This is a genomic window from Streptomyces sp. NPDC001381 (assembly GCF_042895685.1).
Classification (GTDB): domain Bacteria; phylum Actinomycetota; class Actinomycetes; order Streptomycetales; family Streptomycetaceae; genus Streptomyces.
The window spans coordinates 762,223-779,540 of record NZ_JBIAWO010000004.1 but is presented as its reverse complement, the minus strand read 5'-3'; the positions used below and the strand labels follow the sequence as shown (position 1 = coordinate 779,540).

Annotated in this window: 7 protein-coding genes and 1 tRNA gene; 4 read left to right on the top strand and 4 right to left on the bottom strand. The window is 69.5% G+C overall.

Going from position 1 to position 17,318, the window contains the following annotated elements:
- Positions 1 to 9: 9 nt before the first annotated feature.
- Positions 10 to 8,247 (bottom strand): ricin-type beta-trefoil lectin domain protein, encoded by an 8,238-nt coding sequence (locus ACFY2L_RS22150; protein ID WP_390823206.1) that lies wholly within the window; start codon positions 8,245 to 8,247, stop codon positions 10 to 12.
- Positions 8,248 to 8,644: 397 nt separating this feature from the next.
- On the opposite strand from ACFY2L_RS22150, the gene ACFY2L_RS22145 reads away from it, so the two are divergent.
- From ACFY2L_RS22145 to ACFY2L_RS22130, 4 genes are all read left to right on the top strand, one after another.
- Positions 8,645 to 12,124, top strand: coding sequence for a DNRLRE domain-containing protein (locus ACFY2L_RS22145; protein WP_390823137.1), 3,480 nt, complete (start codon positions 8,645 to 8,647; stop codon positions 12,122 to 12,124).
- A gap of 151 nt (positions 12,125 to 12,275) precedes the next feature.
- On the top strand, positions 12,276 to 12,962 hold the full coding sequence (locus ACFY2L_RS22140; protein WP_390823136.1) for a hypothetical protein: 687 nt from the start codon (positions 12,276 to 12,278) through the stop codon (positions 12,960 to 12,962).
- 335 nt (positions 12,963 to 13,297) lie between these two features.
- Complete coding sequence (locus ACFY2L_RS22135; RefSeq protein ID WP_390659375.1) at positions 13,298 to 13,756, top strand: hypothetical protein; 459 nt, start codon at positions 13,298 to 13,300, stop codon at positions 13,754 to 13,756.
- 7 nt (positions 13,757 to 13,763) lie between these two features.
- The gene (locus ACFY2L_RS22130; protein WP_390823135.1) at positions 13,764 to 14,009 is read left to right on the top strand and encodes a hypothetical protein; all 246 of its coding nucleotides are present in this window, start codon (positions 13,764 to 13,766) and stop codon (positions 14,007 to 14,009) included.
- 148 nt (positions 14,010 to 14,157) lie between these two features.
- Here the strand turns inward: ACFY2L_RS22130 and ACFY2L_RS22125 are convergent.
- The 3 genes from ACFY2L_RS22125 to ACFY2L_RS22115 form a co-directional block, all read right to left on the bottom strand.
- Positions 14,158 to 14,234 (bottom strand) — tRNA-Thr (locus tag ACFY2L_RS22125).
- A gap of 107 nt (positions 14,235 to 14,341) precedes the next feature.
- Complete coding sequence (locus tag ACFY2L_RS22120) at positions 14,342 to 15,925, bottom strand: alpha/beta hydrolase (protein WP_390823134.1); 1,584 nt, start codon at positions 15,923 to 15,925, stop codon at positions 14,342 to 14,344.
- A gap of 149 nt (positions 15,926 to 16,074) precedes the next feature.
- A complete protein-coding gene (locus ACFY2L_RS22115; RefSeq protein ID WP_390659372.1) occupies positions 16,075 to 17,280 on the bottom strand; it encodes a DNA polymerase III subunit delta' in 1,206 nt (401 codons plus the stop codon).
- Between the last annotated feature and the right edge of the window lie 38 nt (positions 17,281 to 17,318).

Sequence of the window (17,318 nt, the reverse complement as noted above, 5' to 3'; positions counted from 1 at the left end):
TCCCGCTCGCTAACCGGTACCGACTCCCCACTTACCCACGACTCGGATCGTCTGGTACAAGGCACTGCCGATTCTTCCACCACAATTCTGCCGTCGCGTCCCACATGGCACCCGCGACGTGGCCATACGCCCCGTCGAGCCCACTTCGCCCATGTCGACCGCGTTGAGCAGGATCTGCTCCGCGTCCGTCTGATTGGGCCCGGTGAACCGCTTGCCGTAGACCCTCCGGTAACCGAGGGACTCCGCCAGCGCGGCCGCATCCGGATTGATCTTGCCTCGGTTCACCGCGTAGACCAGTTCGCCGTCGAGCTCGGCCGTAGTCACAGTAGTCCCGTTGAAGGAACGCTCTCCGTACCTGTCCTTCCAGGTCTTGTGAATGGCCTCCGCGTCCGCTTGCAGTTCCGCATCGGTCTTGCAGTTGTGGACAAGGAGAGACGTGGCACCGGCCAGCACGTAGTACGTGTGCAGACGGCTGACAGTGAGGTTGTGGACAGTGGCGTACGCCGCCGTCCAGCGCTTGATCGCAGTGATCTGGACACGGGTGCCGGCACCCGTCCGGAGCCACTCGCCGGCCTGGAGATCAGTTGCCTGGATCCAGGTGCGCAGTTCAGGAACCCAGAACGGGTGGCCGTCCGTCGCCGTGACCTCGGCGGTCTTCGTGCCCTTCTTGCCGTCGACGTCGACGGTGACCTTGACCAGGTGCTTGAGTCCCTGCCCCTTGATCTCCGCGTTGACCGTCTCCGCCTCGGTCTCACCGGTTTCAGGGTCTGTCGCGATCACCTTGTCGCCGGCTTTGACATCCTTGATCGCCTTGGTGGAGCCGTCGGCCATCAGGACACGGGTCTCAGGCGTGAAGCTGTTGACGGTGCAGGCGTCGGCGCTGGTGCCATCTCCGTCGCTACCGCCGCTCGAATCAGAGTCCTCCTTGCCGGACCCGTTGCGCGACCCGCCGGACTTCTCCTCAGCCTTGCCGCCGCCCTTCGAGCCCTTGGACTGGGCCTGCGCACGGGCCTTGACCTGGACCGGGTTGCCCCGGGCGCCCTTCGAGCCCGTATGCGCCTTCTTCTTCACCGCCTCCGCGGCGCGTTTCGCGGCCTCTCTCGCCTTGCGTTTGGCCTCCGCCGCAGCCGCTTCCGCCGCCTTCTTCGCCTTGATCAGCGCTGCCTTGGCCGCCTTCGCCGCCTTCATGCCGATCTCGGCCGCGCGCTTGGCCGCCTTGAACGCCTTGACCGCGCTCATGGTGCCCTTGAAGGCGCGCCACATCTTCTTGCCCTTGGAGAAGACGCTGGTCCACGGGATGGCGTCCATCAACAGGCTGCCGCAGGCCCACAGGTCGCCCTGGGTGAAGCAGCCGACGACGTCGTTCCAGCCGATGAACTCCTTGAACACGGCCCAGCCGGTCGCCAGGATCACGTCGCCGATGGAGCGGTTCAGGGTCTTCTGGTACTCGGCGATCTTCGCGTCCAGTGCGGCAATCGAGGCGTCGAAGCTGGAGGCGGAGGACGTCAGACCCGACGGGTCCGAGTGCGTCACCGGGTTGTTGTTGGCGTACGAGTAGCCGTTCGCCTGGAGCGGGTCGCTCTCGTCCAGGACGGGGTCGGCGGTGATGAAGCGGCCCGTTCCGGGGTCGTACTCGCGGGCGCCCATGTGGACCAGGCCCGTTTCGACGTCGTCGTCGCCGGTGTGGAACGCGGTCTTCGTGCGCATCGGCATGCTCACGCCCCGGTCCTCGCCCCAGGGGTCCTTCTTCTGGGCGCGGACCTGCATGCCGCCGTCGAGGCGGACCTCCGCCAGCGGGGTGCCGTTGAGGTCGGTGGCCTGGGCGTAGACGTGCTCGCTGACACCGGCCGTGTTGTTGGTGCCCTCGCGGAAGCGGGTCACCGACGGGCCGCCGATGCCGGCGTACGTGCGCTCGACGTAGCGGACCTTGCCGGCCGTGGTCAGGGAGACCTTGGTGTCGGGCAGGTTCAGCACCGCACCCGCGCTGGTGCGCTCCAGCAGGCGGTTGCCCATCGCGTCGTAGACGTACGTCGTCTTCGACGCGGGCTTCCACAGCTGGCCCGCCACGGTGGAGTTGCAGGCGGCCAGGGTGAGGTCGGTGCTGACCGTGGACGCCGGGGCCGCCAGGCACAGGTTCGCCGAGGCGTTCCCCATCCACTTGACCTGCCCCGTGCTCAGGGTCTGCCAGCGCTGCGCCGCGACCGCGTTGTCACAGGCCTGGATCAGGGCTGCCGCGCCGGCCGCCGTGCCGTTCGGCTGGACACAGCGCCCGCCGACCATGAGCTGGCCGATCGTGCCGTCCTCGACCGTGCCGTCGCTGTTGGTGTCGGAGGCCTTGAGGCGGAACTGCTGGGACTTGTTGCCGTTGCAGACGTAGATCTGGATGGCCGTGCCGACCGTCGTGGTGCCGCCCGACAGGTCCATGCACAGGTCGCCGACGCCGATCCAGGCCCCGGAGCCGTCCGCGCCGAAGCCGGTGACCGACTCGACCTTGCCGTCCCAGGTCCAGGTCATGGTCTGGGCCGTGTCGCCGCCGGTGGAGCGGGTCTCCATCTCGCCCGCGGCGTCGTAGGTCTGGGTGGAGCGGGTGGTGACCGCCGCGCCCGCCGCCGTCGTCGAGGACGTGGTGGAGGAGGTGAGGGTGTGCGGCTGGTCGTTCTTGGCGGTGTCGCTGGTGCCGTACTTGTAGGAGGTGACGACGTCGCCCGTGGTGACGCGCGTGCCGGAGGTGAAGGTCGGGTCGGCCTTGTAGACGGTCTTCGTGGTGCGGTTGCCCAGGACGTCGTAGTCGTAGGACTGCCAGTAACCGTCGTTGTTGGAGGAGACGTTGACCGTGTTGTCGGAGTAGACCGGCTCGGCCGTCGTCTTGCCGGAGGCCACACAGGCGCCGCCGCCCGGCGTCGTCCATGCCTCCTTCAGCTGACCGAGCGTGTCGTACTTGAAGCACTGCTGGTCGGTCGTCGTGCCCATCCGGTCCGCGACCGAGAGGACGTTGCCCGACGCGTCGTAGGTGTACGAGCGCTTGCTGACCTCGCTGCCCGGGACGACCGCCGTGTCCGTCGCGGACTCCCGGATGAGCCTGCTGGTCAGCAGCTCACCGGTGGACTCGTTGAACGTGTTCTCCTGCCACAGGCGGTGGCCCTGCTCACCGATGGTGGAGCGCAGCACCTGGCCGTAGGGCGAGTAGGACGCCTCGGAGGTGTACCAGTCCTTGCCGGAGACCGAGGTCGGCAGACCCGCCGCGTTGTAGCGGGTGATGACGTCCTCGGCGTCCAGGCCGCCGGCCGCCGGAGTCGTGTACGTCTCCAACTGGCCGTCGGCGTTGTACTTGTACGTGTACTTGTACTGGGTGGCGAAACCGTCGGCCGTCAGGCCCGCGGTGGACCCCGGCGGCAGCGCCGTCGTCATGTCGGTCGGCTGGTAGTCGGCCGTGTAGCCGCCGATCGTCGTGGTGTACGCCTTGCCGTCGGTGTAGCGGGTCGCCGAGGAGAGCTGGCCCTTGCCGCCGGTCGCGCCGTCGTACGCGTACGTCTGCGCGAGGGTGGAGGTCGTTGCGCCCTTCGGGGTGACCTTGACCTGCTCCACACGGTTCAGGCGCTCGTAGGAGTACGAGACCGTCTGGCCGCGGGCGTCGGTCGCCTTGTCCACACGGCCGTACGCGTCGTAGTCGGTGTGCGTCGCGCCCGTGTCCGGGTCGGTCGTGTCCGTCACCCGGCCCAGCGCGTCGTACTTCCACGTCCTCGTGTGGCCGACGTCATCGGTGGAGGTCACCATGTCGCCGCGCAGGTCGTACTCGTACGTCGTGGTGATCGCGCCCGCCTCGCTCAGCGAGGTGTCGCTGAAGGTGTCCTGGCGGGTCGTGCGGCCCAGCGCGTCCGTCCACACCCGGGACGCCGGGGTGCCCTTGGGCTGGCGGACTACCGTGTAGTCGAGGGCGTACTCGTAGCGGGTGCGGCGGTCGGTGGTGGTCACCGTCTTGCCCGCGTTGGTGAACGACTCACCCGTCTGCGGGTACGAGGAGTGCACCGGCGTGACCGTCAGGACCCGGCCCAGACCGTCGTACGTGTACGAGGTCGCGTTGGGGACGAGGGACTCCGAGGCGGGGACCACGAGGTCGGTGCCCGGGTCGCCCTCCATGTAGTAGGCGTTGCGGGTGTAGCGGACCTGGCCGGCGCTGTTGTGGAGCGTGTCGGTGATCAGGCGGCCGCCGTTGACCGCGGGGGTCTGCGTCTGGCGCTCGCGGCCGAGGCCGTCGTAGATCGTGGTGGAGGACTTGTACGTTCCGTCGCCCGCGGCGGTGCTCGGGTTGTCGGAGAGGGACTGCGTCACCACCGACACCGGCTGCTTCGGGTCGATGTTGTACGTGTACTTGACCGTCGGGTCGTCCGTGGCGGACTGGGTGGCGTCCCAGGCGGCGACGGCACGGCCCAGCGGGTCGTACTCGTACGTCTCGACGCGGCCGTTGGCGTCCGTCGACTTGATCGTGGTGCCGCGGCCGGGCTCCAGGGTCGTGGTGTCGGTGAAGCCGGCGACGACGGCGCCGTCGACGACCTTGTTGCCGGTGACCGTCTCGATCGAGTAGACCTGCCCGCTCGACGGGGTGTAGGTCGTCGTGTTGTACACACCGGTCGGGTCGGTGACCTTCGTGACCCGGCCGGTGGAGTCGTACTCGGTGCGCGACTCGGGGTTCGTGGTCTCCCAGCCGGTGCCCGCGCCGGTCGGCGCCTCCGTCCTGGTCACCAGGCCCTTGCTGGGCGTGGCGGTGGACGAGGTCGCCCCGTCGTAGAACATGCGCGAGGCGCTGACCAGCGTGGAGCCCGTGGCACTGGACAGGTCGGTGGAGCAGGTGCTGGTGCCGGTGGTCGTGACGGTACGGGCGACCAGGCCGACCAGGTAGTTCGTGCCCGAGGTGTTGTCCACGTACGAGGTCGCGGTGCACGACTCGTCGCCGGTGACGGCCGTGTCGCCGTACTCGCGGACCTTCGTCGGCAGACCGTACGTGGGGTCGTAGTCGGTCTCCGAGGTGACCGTGTGCAGCGTCAGCTGGTCCGCGGCCTTGCCCGACGCCTTGGAGATGGTCGACGTCTTGCCGAGCGTCACGCGCTCGGAGACCACGTCCGGCCCGTCGGTGCGGTTGCGGGTGGCCAGGCGGACCGGGGTGTCCGGGAAGTTGACCGTGCGGGCGACCCAGCCGGTGGCGGTGTCCGCGGAGGCGTCCGGGTAGGTCAGCGACTCGGCGACCATGCCGGCGTACGCCTTGCGGTCGGTCGCCAGGGTCGCGCCGGTGACGTCGGTCGTCACGACGGACCGCTTGACGTCGTCGGACGCCTTCTCCGGGGTGTCGTCGGCGAGGACGTCGTCGTTCATGCCGCGGAAGTAGCGGGTGACCGACTTGGAGGCCACGCTGCCGCCCACCGCGTCCGTGCTGCCGGTGGTCGTGGTGACGAGGGGGAAGCCGCGGAAGTCGTCCCAGGTGCGCTTCTTCGGGCGGGAGAACTCCGACTGGCTCTTGGCCCACAGCGCGCCGTCGACGGCGTCGTCGTCCGTCTCGTACGTGTACGTCGTCACGATGTCCTGCGCGTCGGCCAGACGCGGGAACTCGGTGATCTTGGCAACGACATACTTGTGGAACCAGGAGATCCGCTTGTCCTCCAGCTCCCCGTCTGCGTGCCAGTACGCCGGGTAGCAGAGGGAGTGGTTCCTGTCGATCGTGGGGCGGTCGGCGCCCGTGAGGCACTTGCCCTCGGGGGCCTTGTAGTCGACGTGGGTGCGGCCGCCGTACTCGGAGACCACGTCCTGGATGCGCAGCCGGGCGAACAGCGGGTTGGTGTCGGAGGAGCCGTTCCTGACCCGGTTGGGCAGGGCGGTCTCGTTGTGGCCGAAGGAGACCGGGTTCAGGCGGTCGGTGGAGCCGTCCACGGCGTAGCCGGTGCGGGTGATGGACTCCAGCCAGAGCGCGGTGTACTCACCGGTCAGGTTCCACGGGAAGGACTGCTTCAGACTCCAGGTGTCCACCTTGGACAGCAGGGTCGTGGTCGCCGAGTCGCCGTCCAGACCACAGGCGTTGCGCTGGCCGGTCTCGTTGCCGTCGGCGTCCGAGGTGTACTCGGTCAGCCTCACGCCCTGCTCGCGCTGGGTGCAGGCGTCGACCGAGGCGAGGCGCTTGCGCGACCAGAAGGTGGGTGCGTACGTGGTGCACTTCTTGCCGGTGGCGCAGGCGAGGTCGGCGGGGGTGTCGAACCAGGGCCGGGTCTGGTCGGACTGCTTGGAGTCGAAGTTGGTGTTCGAGCACGCCACGTTCAGGGCGGGGTCCTCGAAGCAGCGCTCGCGGGCGGTGAACTTCACCCGGCCGAGCGGCTCTTCGGAGTAGAGGGTGGTGGCGCGCTGACCGTAGTCGATGTGGGAGAGCCAGCCGGCGCGGTCGTACTCGACCGCCTTGGCCTCCTTCATGTTGCGCGCGTAGGCGTTCTTCTCCTTCTCCCACCACAGCGACATCGCGTTGCCGGTGGTGTCCACGACGTAGTCGAGCTGGAAGCGCCAGCCCTGGTCGCAGAAGGAGTCCGCGAACTTGGTCTGGTAGCAGGGGTCGCTGTCGTGGTTGCCGGCCACCGGCACGTTCAGCACCGAGTTGGTCTCGGCCTTGCCGGACGACCAGCCGGGCAGGCGGTTGAGGCCGAAGTAGTACTGGGTGCCGTCGTCGGTGGTGACGCGCCAGAACTCGCCGTTGTTGTCACCGTTGTGGGAGCCGTCGATACCGGTGAGGGCCTTGTAGTCGGCCGCGTCCAGCAGCTCGACCCGCATGTTCTCGCCGCGGGCGCCCTTCCACTCCTTGGTGGTGTCGTCGCGCACCAGCTCGGTGGTGGTCCCGTTGAGGGAGAGCACCGCGTTGTACGAACCCCAGCACTGGTCGCCGGTGAAGTGGTCCTTGTTGTTGGCGTTGGCGGTGTCGGCGGCGCAGCCCACGAAGGTGCGGGTGATGGAGCCGGGGTTGTAGTCCCAGCCCTCACCGACCCAGGAGACCTGGTTGTTGGTGGAGGACGTACGGCCGTCCGACGTCTGCGAGTTGTAGCTGAGGGTGACGTTGGGCGCCGGTCCTGCCGGGACCTGCGGGGCGGCCATCGTGTACGAGTAGGAGAAGGCGCCGGAGGAGCCGCCGGCCGTCCAGGAGCCCGCCGAGACGATCGGGCTGGCGGAGAAGTCACCGCCGGCGCCCGCGCCGTAGGAGCTGCCGACGAGCAGTCCGCCGCCGGAGGAGTCGGCGATCTGCCGCACGGCGTCGGCCGCGCTGTCCGCGTGCCACACCGCCGAGCTCACCGCGGAGTCGTCGCCGCTGCTCACCGCACTGTTGGCGGTGGAGGCGGCGGCGGTGGAGACCGCCTGCAGATCGGCGGTGTCCAGGGTGACGTTGACCAGGGTCTCGGGGACCTGAGCGGTGGTGTCGGTGGAGCCCACGACCTCGTCGGTCGCGCCGTCCTCACCGGAGTCCGCCTCGGAGCCCGAGGAGTCGCCGGCGTCCAGCGGCACGGTGACGGTGTCGCCGGTGCGCTCGACGTCGGTGGTCACCGGGATCCCGGTGGAGCACTCCTCCAGGTCGGGCGTCGTCGTGTAGCAGGCCGGCATGAGGGTGAAGGAGAGCCGGTCGAGCCACTGGGCGCTGTAGGTCTCGGCGAGCTTGGTGGCGTCGATGGAGACGACCGCGTCACCGGTGGCGGTGTCGGGCGCGTCGACCGCGAGCATGAAGCCCTGGGCGCCGTCCGCCACGGCCTCGTCCTCGGACGCGGCGGCCACGCTCCACTGGCCTTCGAGGGCGTCGACCTGCGCGGAGGTGGCGCCGTCGGGGGCGCCGACGCCGATGCTCAGGGCGCCGTCGGCCGACTTGGCGACCTCGGTCGTACCGCCCGCGGTCAGGTTGTCGACGGCCTTGGTGCCGGAGGCCGCGGGCACCTCGGCGACCGCCGCCGGGGTGTACTTCTGCTGCGGTTCGGTCGCGGCGGAGCCGGAGAGCTCCTCGAGCTTGTCGGTCAGGTCGTCGTCGACCGGGACGGCGTCCGTCTCCTGCAGCTCGGCGAGGTCCACCGGGGTGCGCGGGTCGTCGGGGCCGAACGCCACGGCGCTGGGCAGCAGGGTGACGTTGAGGGCGAGGAACAGACCGGCGATGACACCGGCCCGAGTTCTGCGACGGACCAGTCGCTCACGCGGCGTTCTCGCCAGTGAGCCCCTTCCTGACCACGACAGCACCGTACGCACGGCCAAATCGACCCTTCCCCGTCACAAACCATCAGGAACGCTCGGACCGATGGCGCATGGTGATCAATGACTTACAGACTGAGCACGAAATAAAGACACCGTGAAGATCCACGTCAAGGTGTGCTGAATCTGTGTTAGCTATGTCACTGATCAAAGCAAGACAAAGAACGGCAAAAAATCGCACCAGAAGTCTTCCAGGACTCTTTGCGCGGACCTCACCAACTGTGGTGCGCGGGAGAGGTGTTGATCTGGCCGGGAAGAGCTGTTCATACTCCAACCGCCCAATCCGACGCGTCGCGCGCTCGTAACGGCTTGTCACCAAGCCCGAGGGCACCCCGGAAGAGCCACGCCGCAGCGGCGACGCCGCACCGCGGCCCAGCCTGTTGGAGAAGGGCCCTTGAGCGACCTCGACACCGCCACGGAACCAAGTCGCCCCGCCGGACGGCGTGTTCGGCGTGCCCTGGCCGCCGCCGTCGCGCTGGCGGTGCTGGCCGGCGGCGCCGCGGCGCTCGCCCTGCGCGACGACGGCCCGGACCCAGCCGACGCGGGGGCCAAGCGCGCCGCGAAGCCGGTCGACGAGGACGAGGCCCAGCTCCGGGCGCGCAAGAGCGGCAAGAAGGTCGAAGTCGCCGCGCTCACCGACGAGTTCTCCACCACCTACGCCAACCCCGACGGAACGTTCACCTACACGGCGTCCGTCGCCCCCGTGCGGGCCAGGAACGCCCAGGGGAAATGGGCGAAGATCGACACCAGTCTGCGCCAGGACGACAAGGGCTGGCACACCGTCAACAGCCCCTATCCGGTGACGTTCTCAGCAGGCCGGAAGGGCGGCGGCACCGCCCGCAAGGCGGCAACAGGCTCGTCCGGGACGGCCGTCCGGTCGGCGGTGTTCCGCACCGGCACGGCCGGCGGAACCGCCCGGCAGGCCGCCGACGCGACCTCGTGGACCCCGCTGCTGACCATGACCGCCGAGAACCACGACATCCGCTTCGAGTGGCCCGGCACCCTGCCCGAGCCGGTCGTCGAGGACAACCGCGCCCTGTACGAGGGCGTCCTGCCCGGCGTCGACCTGATGCTGTCCGCACGGGACACCGGGTTCACCCACGTCCTGATCGTGCACACCCCCGAGGCCGCCGAGAAGCTGGCCGCCGACCCGCCGCGCTACCGCGTCACCTCCGCCACGCTCTCCTTCACCCTCGACCCCGCCACCGACGTGCTGATGGCCAAGGACAGCGCGGGCGACGAGATCGCCGTCTCGCCCACGCCCTTCCTGTGGGACTCCGCGGGCACCCACGACACGGACACCGCGGCGAGCGACACCCAGGCCGAGGCCGCGACCGGCACCAACGAGGACCCGGAGGTCGTGGAGGAGGCTCCCGCGCGCGACAACCCCGACGACATCCCGGCCGACGAGGTGCCGGGCGAGAACCCGGACACGCCGCGGACCACCGAGCCGGGCGCCGACCAGGCCGCCTACGGAGTGCCCGCCGCCGCGAGCGACACCCTCGCCCTGCCCGCCGTGAACGGCCCCGGCGAGGGCGCCCACGCGGCGAACGCCGCCGCCGCCTTCGAGGACGGCGTGCTCACCATCACCCCGCCGGGCGCCTACCTCGCGGACACCGATGACCTGACCTACCCGCTGTTCCTCGACCCCTCCACAACCGGCATCCGCGCCAACTGGACCACGGTCTACAAGCGTTACCCGGGGTCGAGCTTCTACGACGGCGCCAACTACAACGAGGACACCAAGGAAGCGCGCGTCGGCTTCGAGCGGGAGACCTGGGGCACGGCACGCTCGTTCTTCCGCATGAAGCTGAAGAACTCCATCAAGGGCGCGGACGTCTCCAGCGCCACCCTGAAGGTCCTGGAGACCCACTCCTGGTCGTGCAGCAAGCGCACGGTCCAGCTGTGGCGCACGGGCGACTTCGGCTCCAAGACCACCTGGAACCGCCAGCCCGACTGGAAGCGGAAGATCACCTCCAAGTCCTTCGCCTACGGCTGGAAGTCCAACAGCTCCTGCCCCGACGCCTACGTCAACTTCACCGTCACCTCGCTCGCCCAGGACGCCGCCGACGACGGCCTGACCAGCTTCAACGTGGGCCTGGTGGCCTCGACTTCGTCCTCCGCGCCCACGGGTTCCTCCAGCAGCCTGGAGACGGACACGTACTCCTGGAAGAAGTTCAAGGCCGAGGGCGACGGCTCCCCGTCGCTGGCGATCACGTACAACCGGAAGCCGAACACGCCGACGTCCGTCACCATGAGCCCCGGCTCCTGCGACACCAGCGCCTCGCCGTACATCAAGCTCGGCAAGGCGGACACCATCACCATCAGCGCCAAGGCCACCGACCCGGACAACGACCTGGCCAAGCTGGAGTTCGAGCTCTGGCAGACCGGCAAGTCCGACACCACGAAGAGGACCTTCACCAAGACCGTGGACGACGGCGAGGCCGGCGGAGTCTCCATCAGGTCGTACCTGTCCAACGGCATCACCTACTCCTGGCGGGTGCGTGGCTGGGACGCCAAGGTGAGCAGCGGCTGGGCACCCACCGGCGGTGACGGCGTCTGCCGCTTCACCTACGACACCGACCTGCCCGACTCCCCCGCCCCCGTCGTCTCGACCGACTTCCCGGGTGACGACGACGGCGACAGCGAGCCGGACGTCTGGTCCGCGAAGCCCTTCGGCAACAGCGGCAGCTTCACCTTCGCGGTCGGCTCGTCCTCCGAGACGGACATCGTGAAGTTCATCTGGTCCATCAACGCCACCGACTACGCCGGCTATGCCTGCGCCGGCGGCTCACAGGGCACCTCGGGCGGCCCCACCAAGTCCTGCACCACGGCCATCAAGACGGCCACCATCACCGGCATCAAGCCCCCGGCCGCCGGCCCCAACACCCTGTACGTCAAGTCCGTCGACTCGGCGGGCAACCCCTCTCCCAACGCCCGCAAGTACTTCTTCTACGTCCAGCCGCGCTCCACCGCGGACGGCCCCGGAGACCTGAACGGGGACGGCGACGCCGACTTCGCCCATGTCACCGCCGCCGGAAACCTCTGGATCGACTCGGTGTCCCAGAACGGCGATTGGGTGTCCAGCGCCTTCGGCACCCACAACAAGGGCACGCTGATCAAGGACGGCGGCACCGCCCCGCACATCTGGGACGGCGCGAGCACCTACGCCCTGGTCACCCACAACGGCGACTTCGCCCCCGGCGACGGCGTCACCGACTGGATGGTGCGCACCCCCGACGGCCGCCTGTTCCTCTACCCCGGCGACGGCTACGGCGCGATCGACGTCAGCAAGCGCATCGAGGTACGCCTGCCCGCCAACGCCCCCGCCCCCTCCACCTTCTCGGAGATCAAGTCGGCGGGCGACATCACCGGCGACGGCCAGCCCGAGCTGTTCGTGGCCGGCGGGGCGGCGGGCAACGAGCTGTGGATCCTCAGCGGCTACAGCGGCGGCACGTTCAGCACGGCCACCAAGATGACCTCCTCCGCCTGGGGCGACCAGGAGCGGGACTTCGTCGCCATCGCCGACTACAACGCGGACGGCGCGGCCGACATGACGTACCGCACCTCGGCCGGCAACCTCGTCCTGCGCAAGGGCATCCTCGACAGCGACGGGGAGGGCACGGTCCTCGCCAGCCTGGGCACGTCCGCGGCGAGCCTGGACGGCGACGACACCTACGCCTCCGGCACCTTCACCTACGCCGCCTACCCGCTGATCTACGGCACCCCCGACGCCACCGGCGACGGCGTGCCCGACATCTGGACGACCAACGCGGCCGGAGCCCTGCTCCTCTACAAGGGCGGCGCCACCACCATCAGCTCCCCGACCACGCTGAGATCGTCCGGCTGGGACACGGTCAAACGCCTGGGCTGACCCCGGCCCACCGAAACACAGGCTGCGCGGCTCCCGGTCCCCGGAACGGGAGCCGCGCAGAAGGGCCTCCGCTCCTGCGCTCGTGTCGAAGGGGACCGCCTCCTCGTATGGATCAGCAGGCCCGCGACGAGAGATCGGGAAGGCAGCAGACGTGCATGAGTCGGCCCCTGCGGGGACCACTCTCGTAGATGCCCAGTACCACCACTTCCAGATCACAAGCCCACAGGGGCCGCTGACCGACGACCTCGACGGCACCCACAACGGGCTGGTGTCAGCCTCCGGCGGAGCCATCGAGGTCACGACGGGGATGCACACCGACAGCGTCGAGGTCACTGTCGAGGTGCACTGCGAGCGCCCCGACGTGGCTGCGGACTGGGACGAGATCGCTGAGATCTCGTTCCACTCCCCTTCCGGGGAGGTACTGGTGACTCATTTCATGGACGACCCCGCGGATCTGCCCTCCCTGGCATCCCGGGGGCCGGGCCCGTACCGGCTGCGGGTGCATGCCCGTGGCAGGGACCGGGCCGTCGACCAGATACTCGTGGACGACGTCGTGGAGTCCTACCTGATCCAGAGCTGGCCCGCCGCACACCAGGACGCTGCCCTGGTGAAGGCGACCGACGCCTACGGAACTCAGGTGCGCGCCCGGCCTGCCGATGCCCCCATCGTCATCGACCACGAGGACTCACTCGACACCCGGACCGCCCGGGAGCGCGACATCCTGCACCGCGCAAGCCCCCCGCGACCGGCTGCGCGAACTCATCGAGGGCACCAAACCCGAGTGCGGCTCGGCCGACCAAGCCGCAGTCGATGCCGAGGGAGCCCTCCTGCGCGGTGACGCGGCCGGCTCGGCAGACGTCGCGTGAGCGGCACCCCCGTCCTGGACTGCGAAAGCCTGCCAAGCTCGCACGCCGCACATCCGAACCCACCGGATGGCTCGCCGCCGCCGTGGCCGAGGACATCCGCGTCATCACCAGATCTGTCACTTCCGGGACAGGGAATCTGCGAACTGCACTGCACATCCAGGCCATCATGAACGTTTCTCCTGGTCAGCCGGTCGTTCTCTGATCACACATGGCAGTGAATCGACACTGAACCCTGTAACCGCCCGCTACCGAGCGTGGATCCCCAAGGTGCTCATCGGGAGATCACCAGAAGGGGACTGTCTTGGTCATGCAGTACGTCGCGCGCTTCACCACGGCTCTGGCCGTCGCAGGAGCACTCGTCCTCACTACGCCGACCGGTGCGCAAGCCGGTGCGATCGGGTCGACTCCCGTGCGCACCTTTGAGTACAGCGTGGGTGGTGTGACGATGAAGGTTCCGACGGGCTGTATGTTCACACATGTCATCCGAGGGAGTGGCAGGAAGATCACATACCAGAACGCCGGAGTCGACTGTGCCTTCGTCGGGGCGATGAGCAGCGGATTCTGCAACTGGCGTATCGACTTCACCTACGCCGACACCAACAACCGGTCCTATCGGACATCGCGTGGCGTGACGCACAGCGAATGCAAGATCGATCCGATGCGGAACAACTCTCCCCAGACACTGCCTCGTTATGGCAAGGCGTGCGCCCACCTCCACGTCAACGGAGTGCGACGCGTGAGTCGGTGTCACCACATCACGAAGTGAGTTGTTCATGATCGAGCCGCAAAAGGAACCGACTCCGAGCCAGGCATTGAAATCACGGCGACGCCAGGCCGGGATCGCCGCGTTCCTCGTGGGCCTCGTAGCCTCGTTCGCCTTCTTCGCCTTCTTCCCCGGACTGCCACATGTCATTGACTGGGGAGCAATTCTCGTGTCCTTCGCTGTGGGCGGACTTGCTCGATGGGGCTGCCAGTCCTGGATCACGAGAACGGCGAAGGAGAAGGCCGAACGCATGTGATCGCCTCGGTGGAGCCAGGCACGAGGCTCCACCGAGCCCCTCCGACGCGTTGTTCGGTGCGCCGGCTCGCCCGCTCTCGCAGCCCCAGTCGCCCAGGCAGCACAGGCAGCATAAAACCCCAGGTCAGAAGCCCGACCTGGGGTTGAAGTGGAGCCGCCTTCGGGATTCGAACCCGAGACCTACGCATTACGAGTGCGTTGCTCTGGCCATCTGAGCTAAGGCGGCGCGCCGTCCGCACCATGGTGCGATCAGCAACGTCGGTAAGTCTACACAGTTTCCGGGGGTGCTCCGTACCACCCCCGGAGGGAGCCGCTGCGGGGGTGGGGGCGGGGCTATGAGCAGCGCTTCTTCGCCGCCGGGGGCGTTCCGTGGAGGAGGTAGGCGTTGATCGTGGAGTCGATGCAGCTGCTGCCGCGGCCGTAGGCGGTGTGGCCGTCGCCGACGTAGGTGAGGAGGCGGGCGGAGGCGAGCTGGCGGCTCAGGGAGCGGGCCCAGCGGTACGGGGTGGCCGGGTCGCGGGTGGTGCCGACGACGACGATCGGGGCGGCGCCCTTCGCCTCGATGCGGTGCGGCTCGCCCGCGGGCTTCACCGGCCAGTACGCGCAGTTCAGCGCGGCCCAGGCGAGGCCCTCGCCGAAGACCGGGGACGCCTTCTCGAAGGACGGGAGGGCCTTCTCCACCTGTTCGGGCGTGGCGAAGGCGGGCGGGAGGTCCAGGCAGTTCACGGCCGCGTTGGCCGACATCAGGTTCGCGTAGCGGCCGTCGGGATCGCGCTCGTAGTAGCTGTCGGACAGGGCGAGCAGTCCGGCGCCGTCCTTGTCCTTGATCGCCGCAGTCAGCGCCTCCCGCAGTTGCTCCCAGGTGCTCTCGTCGTACATCGCCGCGATCACGCCGGTCGTGGCGAGGGCCTCGCCGAGCTTGCGGCCGTCGGCGTCGCCGGTGGGGATCGGGTGCTGGTCCAGCCTGGTGAAGAACGCCTTGAGGCGGGGCCCGACCTCGTTCACCTTGGTGCCCAGGGGGCAGTCCCGCCGTCGTACGCAGTCCTTCGCGAAGGACCGGAACGCCGTCTCGAAGCCCCCCGTCTGCTCCAGGTTCAGCCGGCGGGCGGACAGCGACGGGTCCAGCGCGCCGTCCAGGACCAGCCGGCCCACCCGCTTCGGGAACAGACCCGCGTACGTCGCCCCGAGCAGCGTCCCGTACGACGCCCCCACGTACGACAGCCGCCGGTCCCCCAGCGCCGCCCGCAGGATGTCCATGTCACGGGCTGCCTCGACGGTGGACACATGACGGAGCAGCTTGGGCGTGTGCGCGCCGCAGGCCTCCGCGAACTCCTTGAAGGTGTCGACGAGTTCGCCCGTCTCCCGCCGGTCGTCGGGGGTCGTGTCGGTCTGCGTGTACGCGTCCATGGCGCGGCCGTCGAGGCACTCCACGGGTTCGCTGCGGGCCACGCCCCGCGGGTCGACGGCGACCATGTCGTACCGGGCGCGGACCTGGGCCGGGTAGCCGACACCGGCGTAGGCCTGGAGGTAGCCGACCGCCGAGGCGCCCGGGCCGCCCGGGTTCACCAGGAGCGACCCGAGCCGCTTGCCCGGCCCCGTCGCCTTCTTGCGGGAGACGGCGAGCCGGACGTCACCGGCGCCCGGGTGGGCGTAGTCCAGCGGCGCCTTCATCGTGGCGCATTCGAAGCCGGGGACACCGCAGGAGCGCCAGGTCAGCTTCTGCCCGTAGTACGGCGCCAGCGCCGACGGGGTCGCCTTCGGCAGCGCGGCCAGTTCCGCCCGCGCCGCCGAGCCGGGGGAACTCGTCGCGCTCCCGGAGGAGCAGGCGGAGAGGGCCAGCAGTGCGGCGAGGGGGAGGGCGAGGGCGCGGAGGGCGACGCCGGGTCGGGGCCTGCCGGGGAAGGGCCTGGTGTACATCCAGCGAGCCTAACTCTGAGCTACGGGACGAGTGCCGTCCGTGTGCGAACAGCCACGGATGAGCTACACCGTCAACCCCCGGGCGACGCTCACCCGCTCTCCTGCGTCTGCCCGGTTCCCGGCCCGGCAGCCCTGCCTCCGGGCGCCCGTCAGCCCGCTCTCAGCGCCATCGTCATCGCCTCCACCGCCAGCAGCGGAGCCACATTGCGGTCGAGGGCCTCTCTGCACGCGCCGATGGCCTCGATGCGCCGCAGGGTGGACTCCGGGCTGCTGCCGCGGGCGAGGCGCTCCAGGGTGTCCTCGGCGTCGGCGTTGGCGATCGCGACACGGGAGCCGAGCTGGAGGGCGAGGACGTCGCGGTAGAAAGCCGTGAGGTCGGTGAGCGCGAGGTCGAGGCTGTCGCGCTGTGTGCGGGTGCGGCGGCGCTTCTGCTTGTCCTCCAGGTCCTTCATCACCCCGGCCGTGCCGCGGGGCATGCGGCCGCCCTGGGCCGCGCCCAGCGCCGCCTTCAGCTCCTCGGTCTCCTTGCCGTCCCGCTCCTCGGCGAGCACCTTGGCGTCCTCCGCCGCCGCGTCCACCAGTTCCTGGGCCGCCTTCAGACAGCCGCCGACGTCGTCGATCCGGAGGGGCAGCTTGAGGACCGCGGCGCGCCGCTCACGGGCGGCCGGGTCGGTGGCCAGGCGGCGGGCCCGGTCGACGTGTCCCTGCGTGGCCCGGGCGGCGGCCGCAGCGACGGCGGGTTCGATGCCCTCGCGCCGTACCAGCATGTCGGCGACGGCGTCGACGGACGGCGTGCGCAGGTTCAGGTGGCGGCAGCGGGAGCGGATGGTGGGCAGCACGTCCTCCAGGGAGGGCGCGCACAGCAGCCAGACCGTCCGCGGGGCGGGCTCCTCGACGGCCTTGAGGACGGCGTTGGCGGACTTCTCGTTCAGCCGCTCGGCGTCCTCGACGAGGATGACCTGCCAGCGGCCGGTGGCCGGCGAGGTGTACGACTTGCGGACCGTGTCGCGCATGTCCTCGGCGAGGATCTGGGTGCCCACGGCGGCGACGGTGGTGACGTCGGCGTGGGTGCCGATGAGCGCCGTGTGGCAGCCGTCGCAGAAGCCGCAGCCGGGGGCGCCGCCGAGCGCCCGGTCCGGGCTCACGCACTGCAGCGCGGCGGCGAACGCCCGCGCCACCTGGATGCGGCCCGCGCCGGGCGGGCCCGTGAAGAGCCAGGCGTGGGTCATCTTCGACGCCTCGGGCGGCGGGGCGTCGGACGTGGCCGCGGTGACGAGCGCGTCGGCGTCCCGGGCGGCAGCGGCCAGCTGCTCACTCACCTTCTCCTGCCCGACGAGGTCGTCCCACACGGTCATGGGTCACGCCGCCCTTCCGTCACGTCGCGTGCTGCCGG

Bases quoted from the DNA above. Each gene is read 5' to 3' on its own strand.
- ACFY2L_RS22135 (WP_390659375.1), top strand. From the start codon at position 13,298: ATGCAGTACGTCGCGCGCTTCACCACGGCTCTGGCCGTCGCAGGAGCA.
- ACFY2L_RS22130 (WP_390823135.1), top strand. From the start codon at position 13,764: ATGATCGAGCCGCAAAAGGAACCGACTCCGAGCCAGGCATTGAAATCA.
- ACFY2L_RS22120 (WP_390823134.1), bottom strand. From the start codon at position 15,925: ATGTACACCAGGCCCTTCCCCGGCAGGCCCCGACCCGGCGTCGCCCTC.
- ACFY2L_RS22115 (WP_390659372.1), bottom strand. From the start codon at position 17,280: ATGACCGTGTGGGACGACCTCGTCGGGCAGGAGAAGGTGAGTGAGCAG.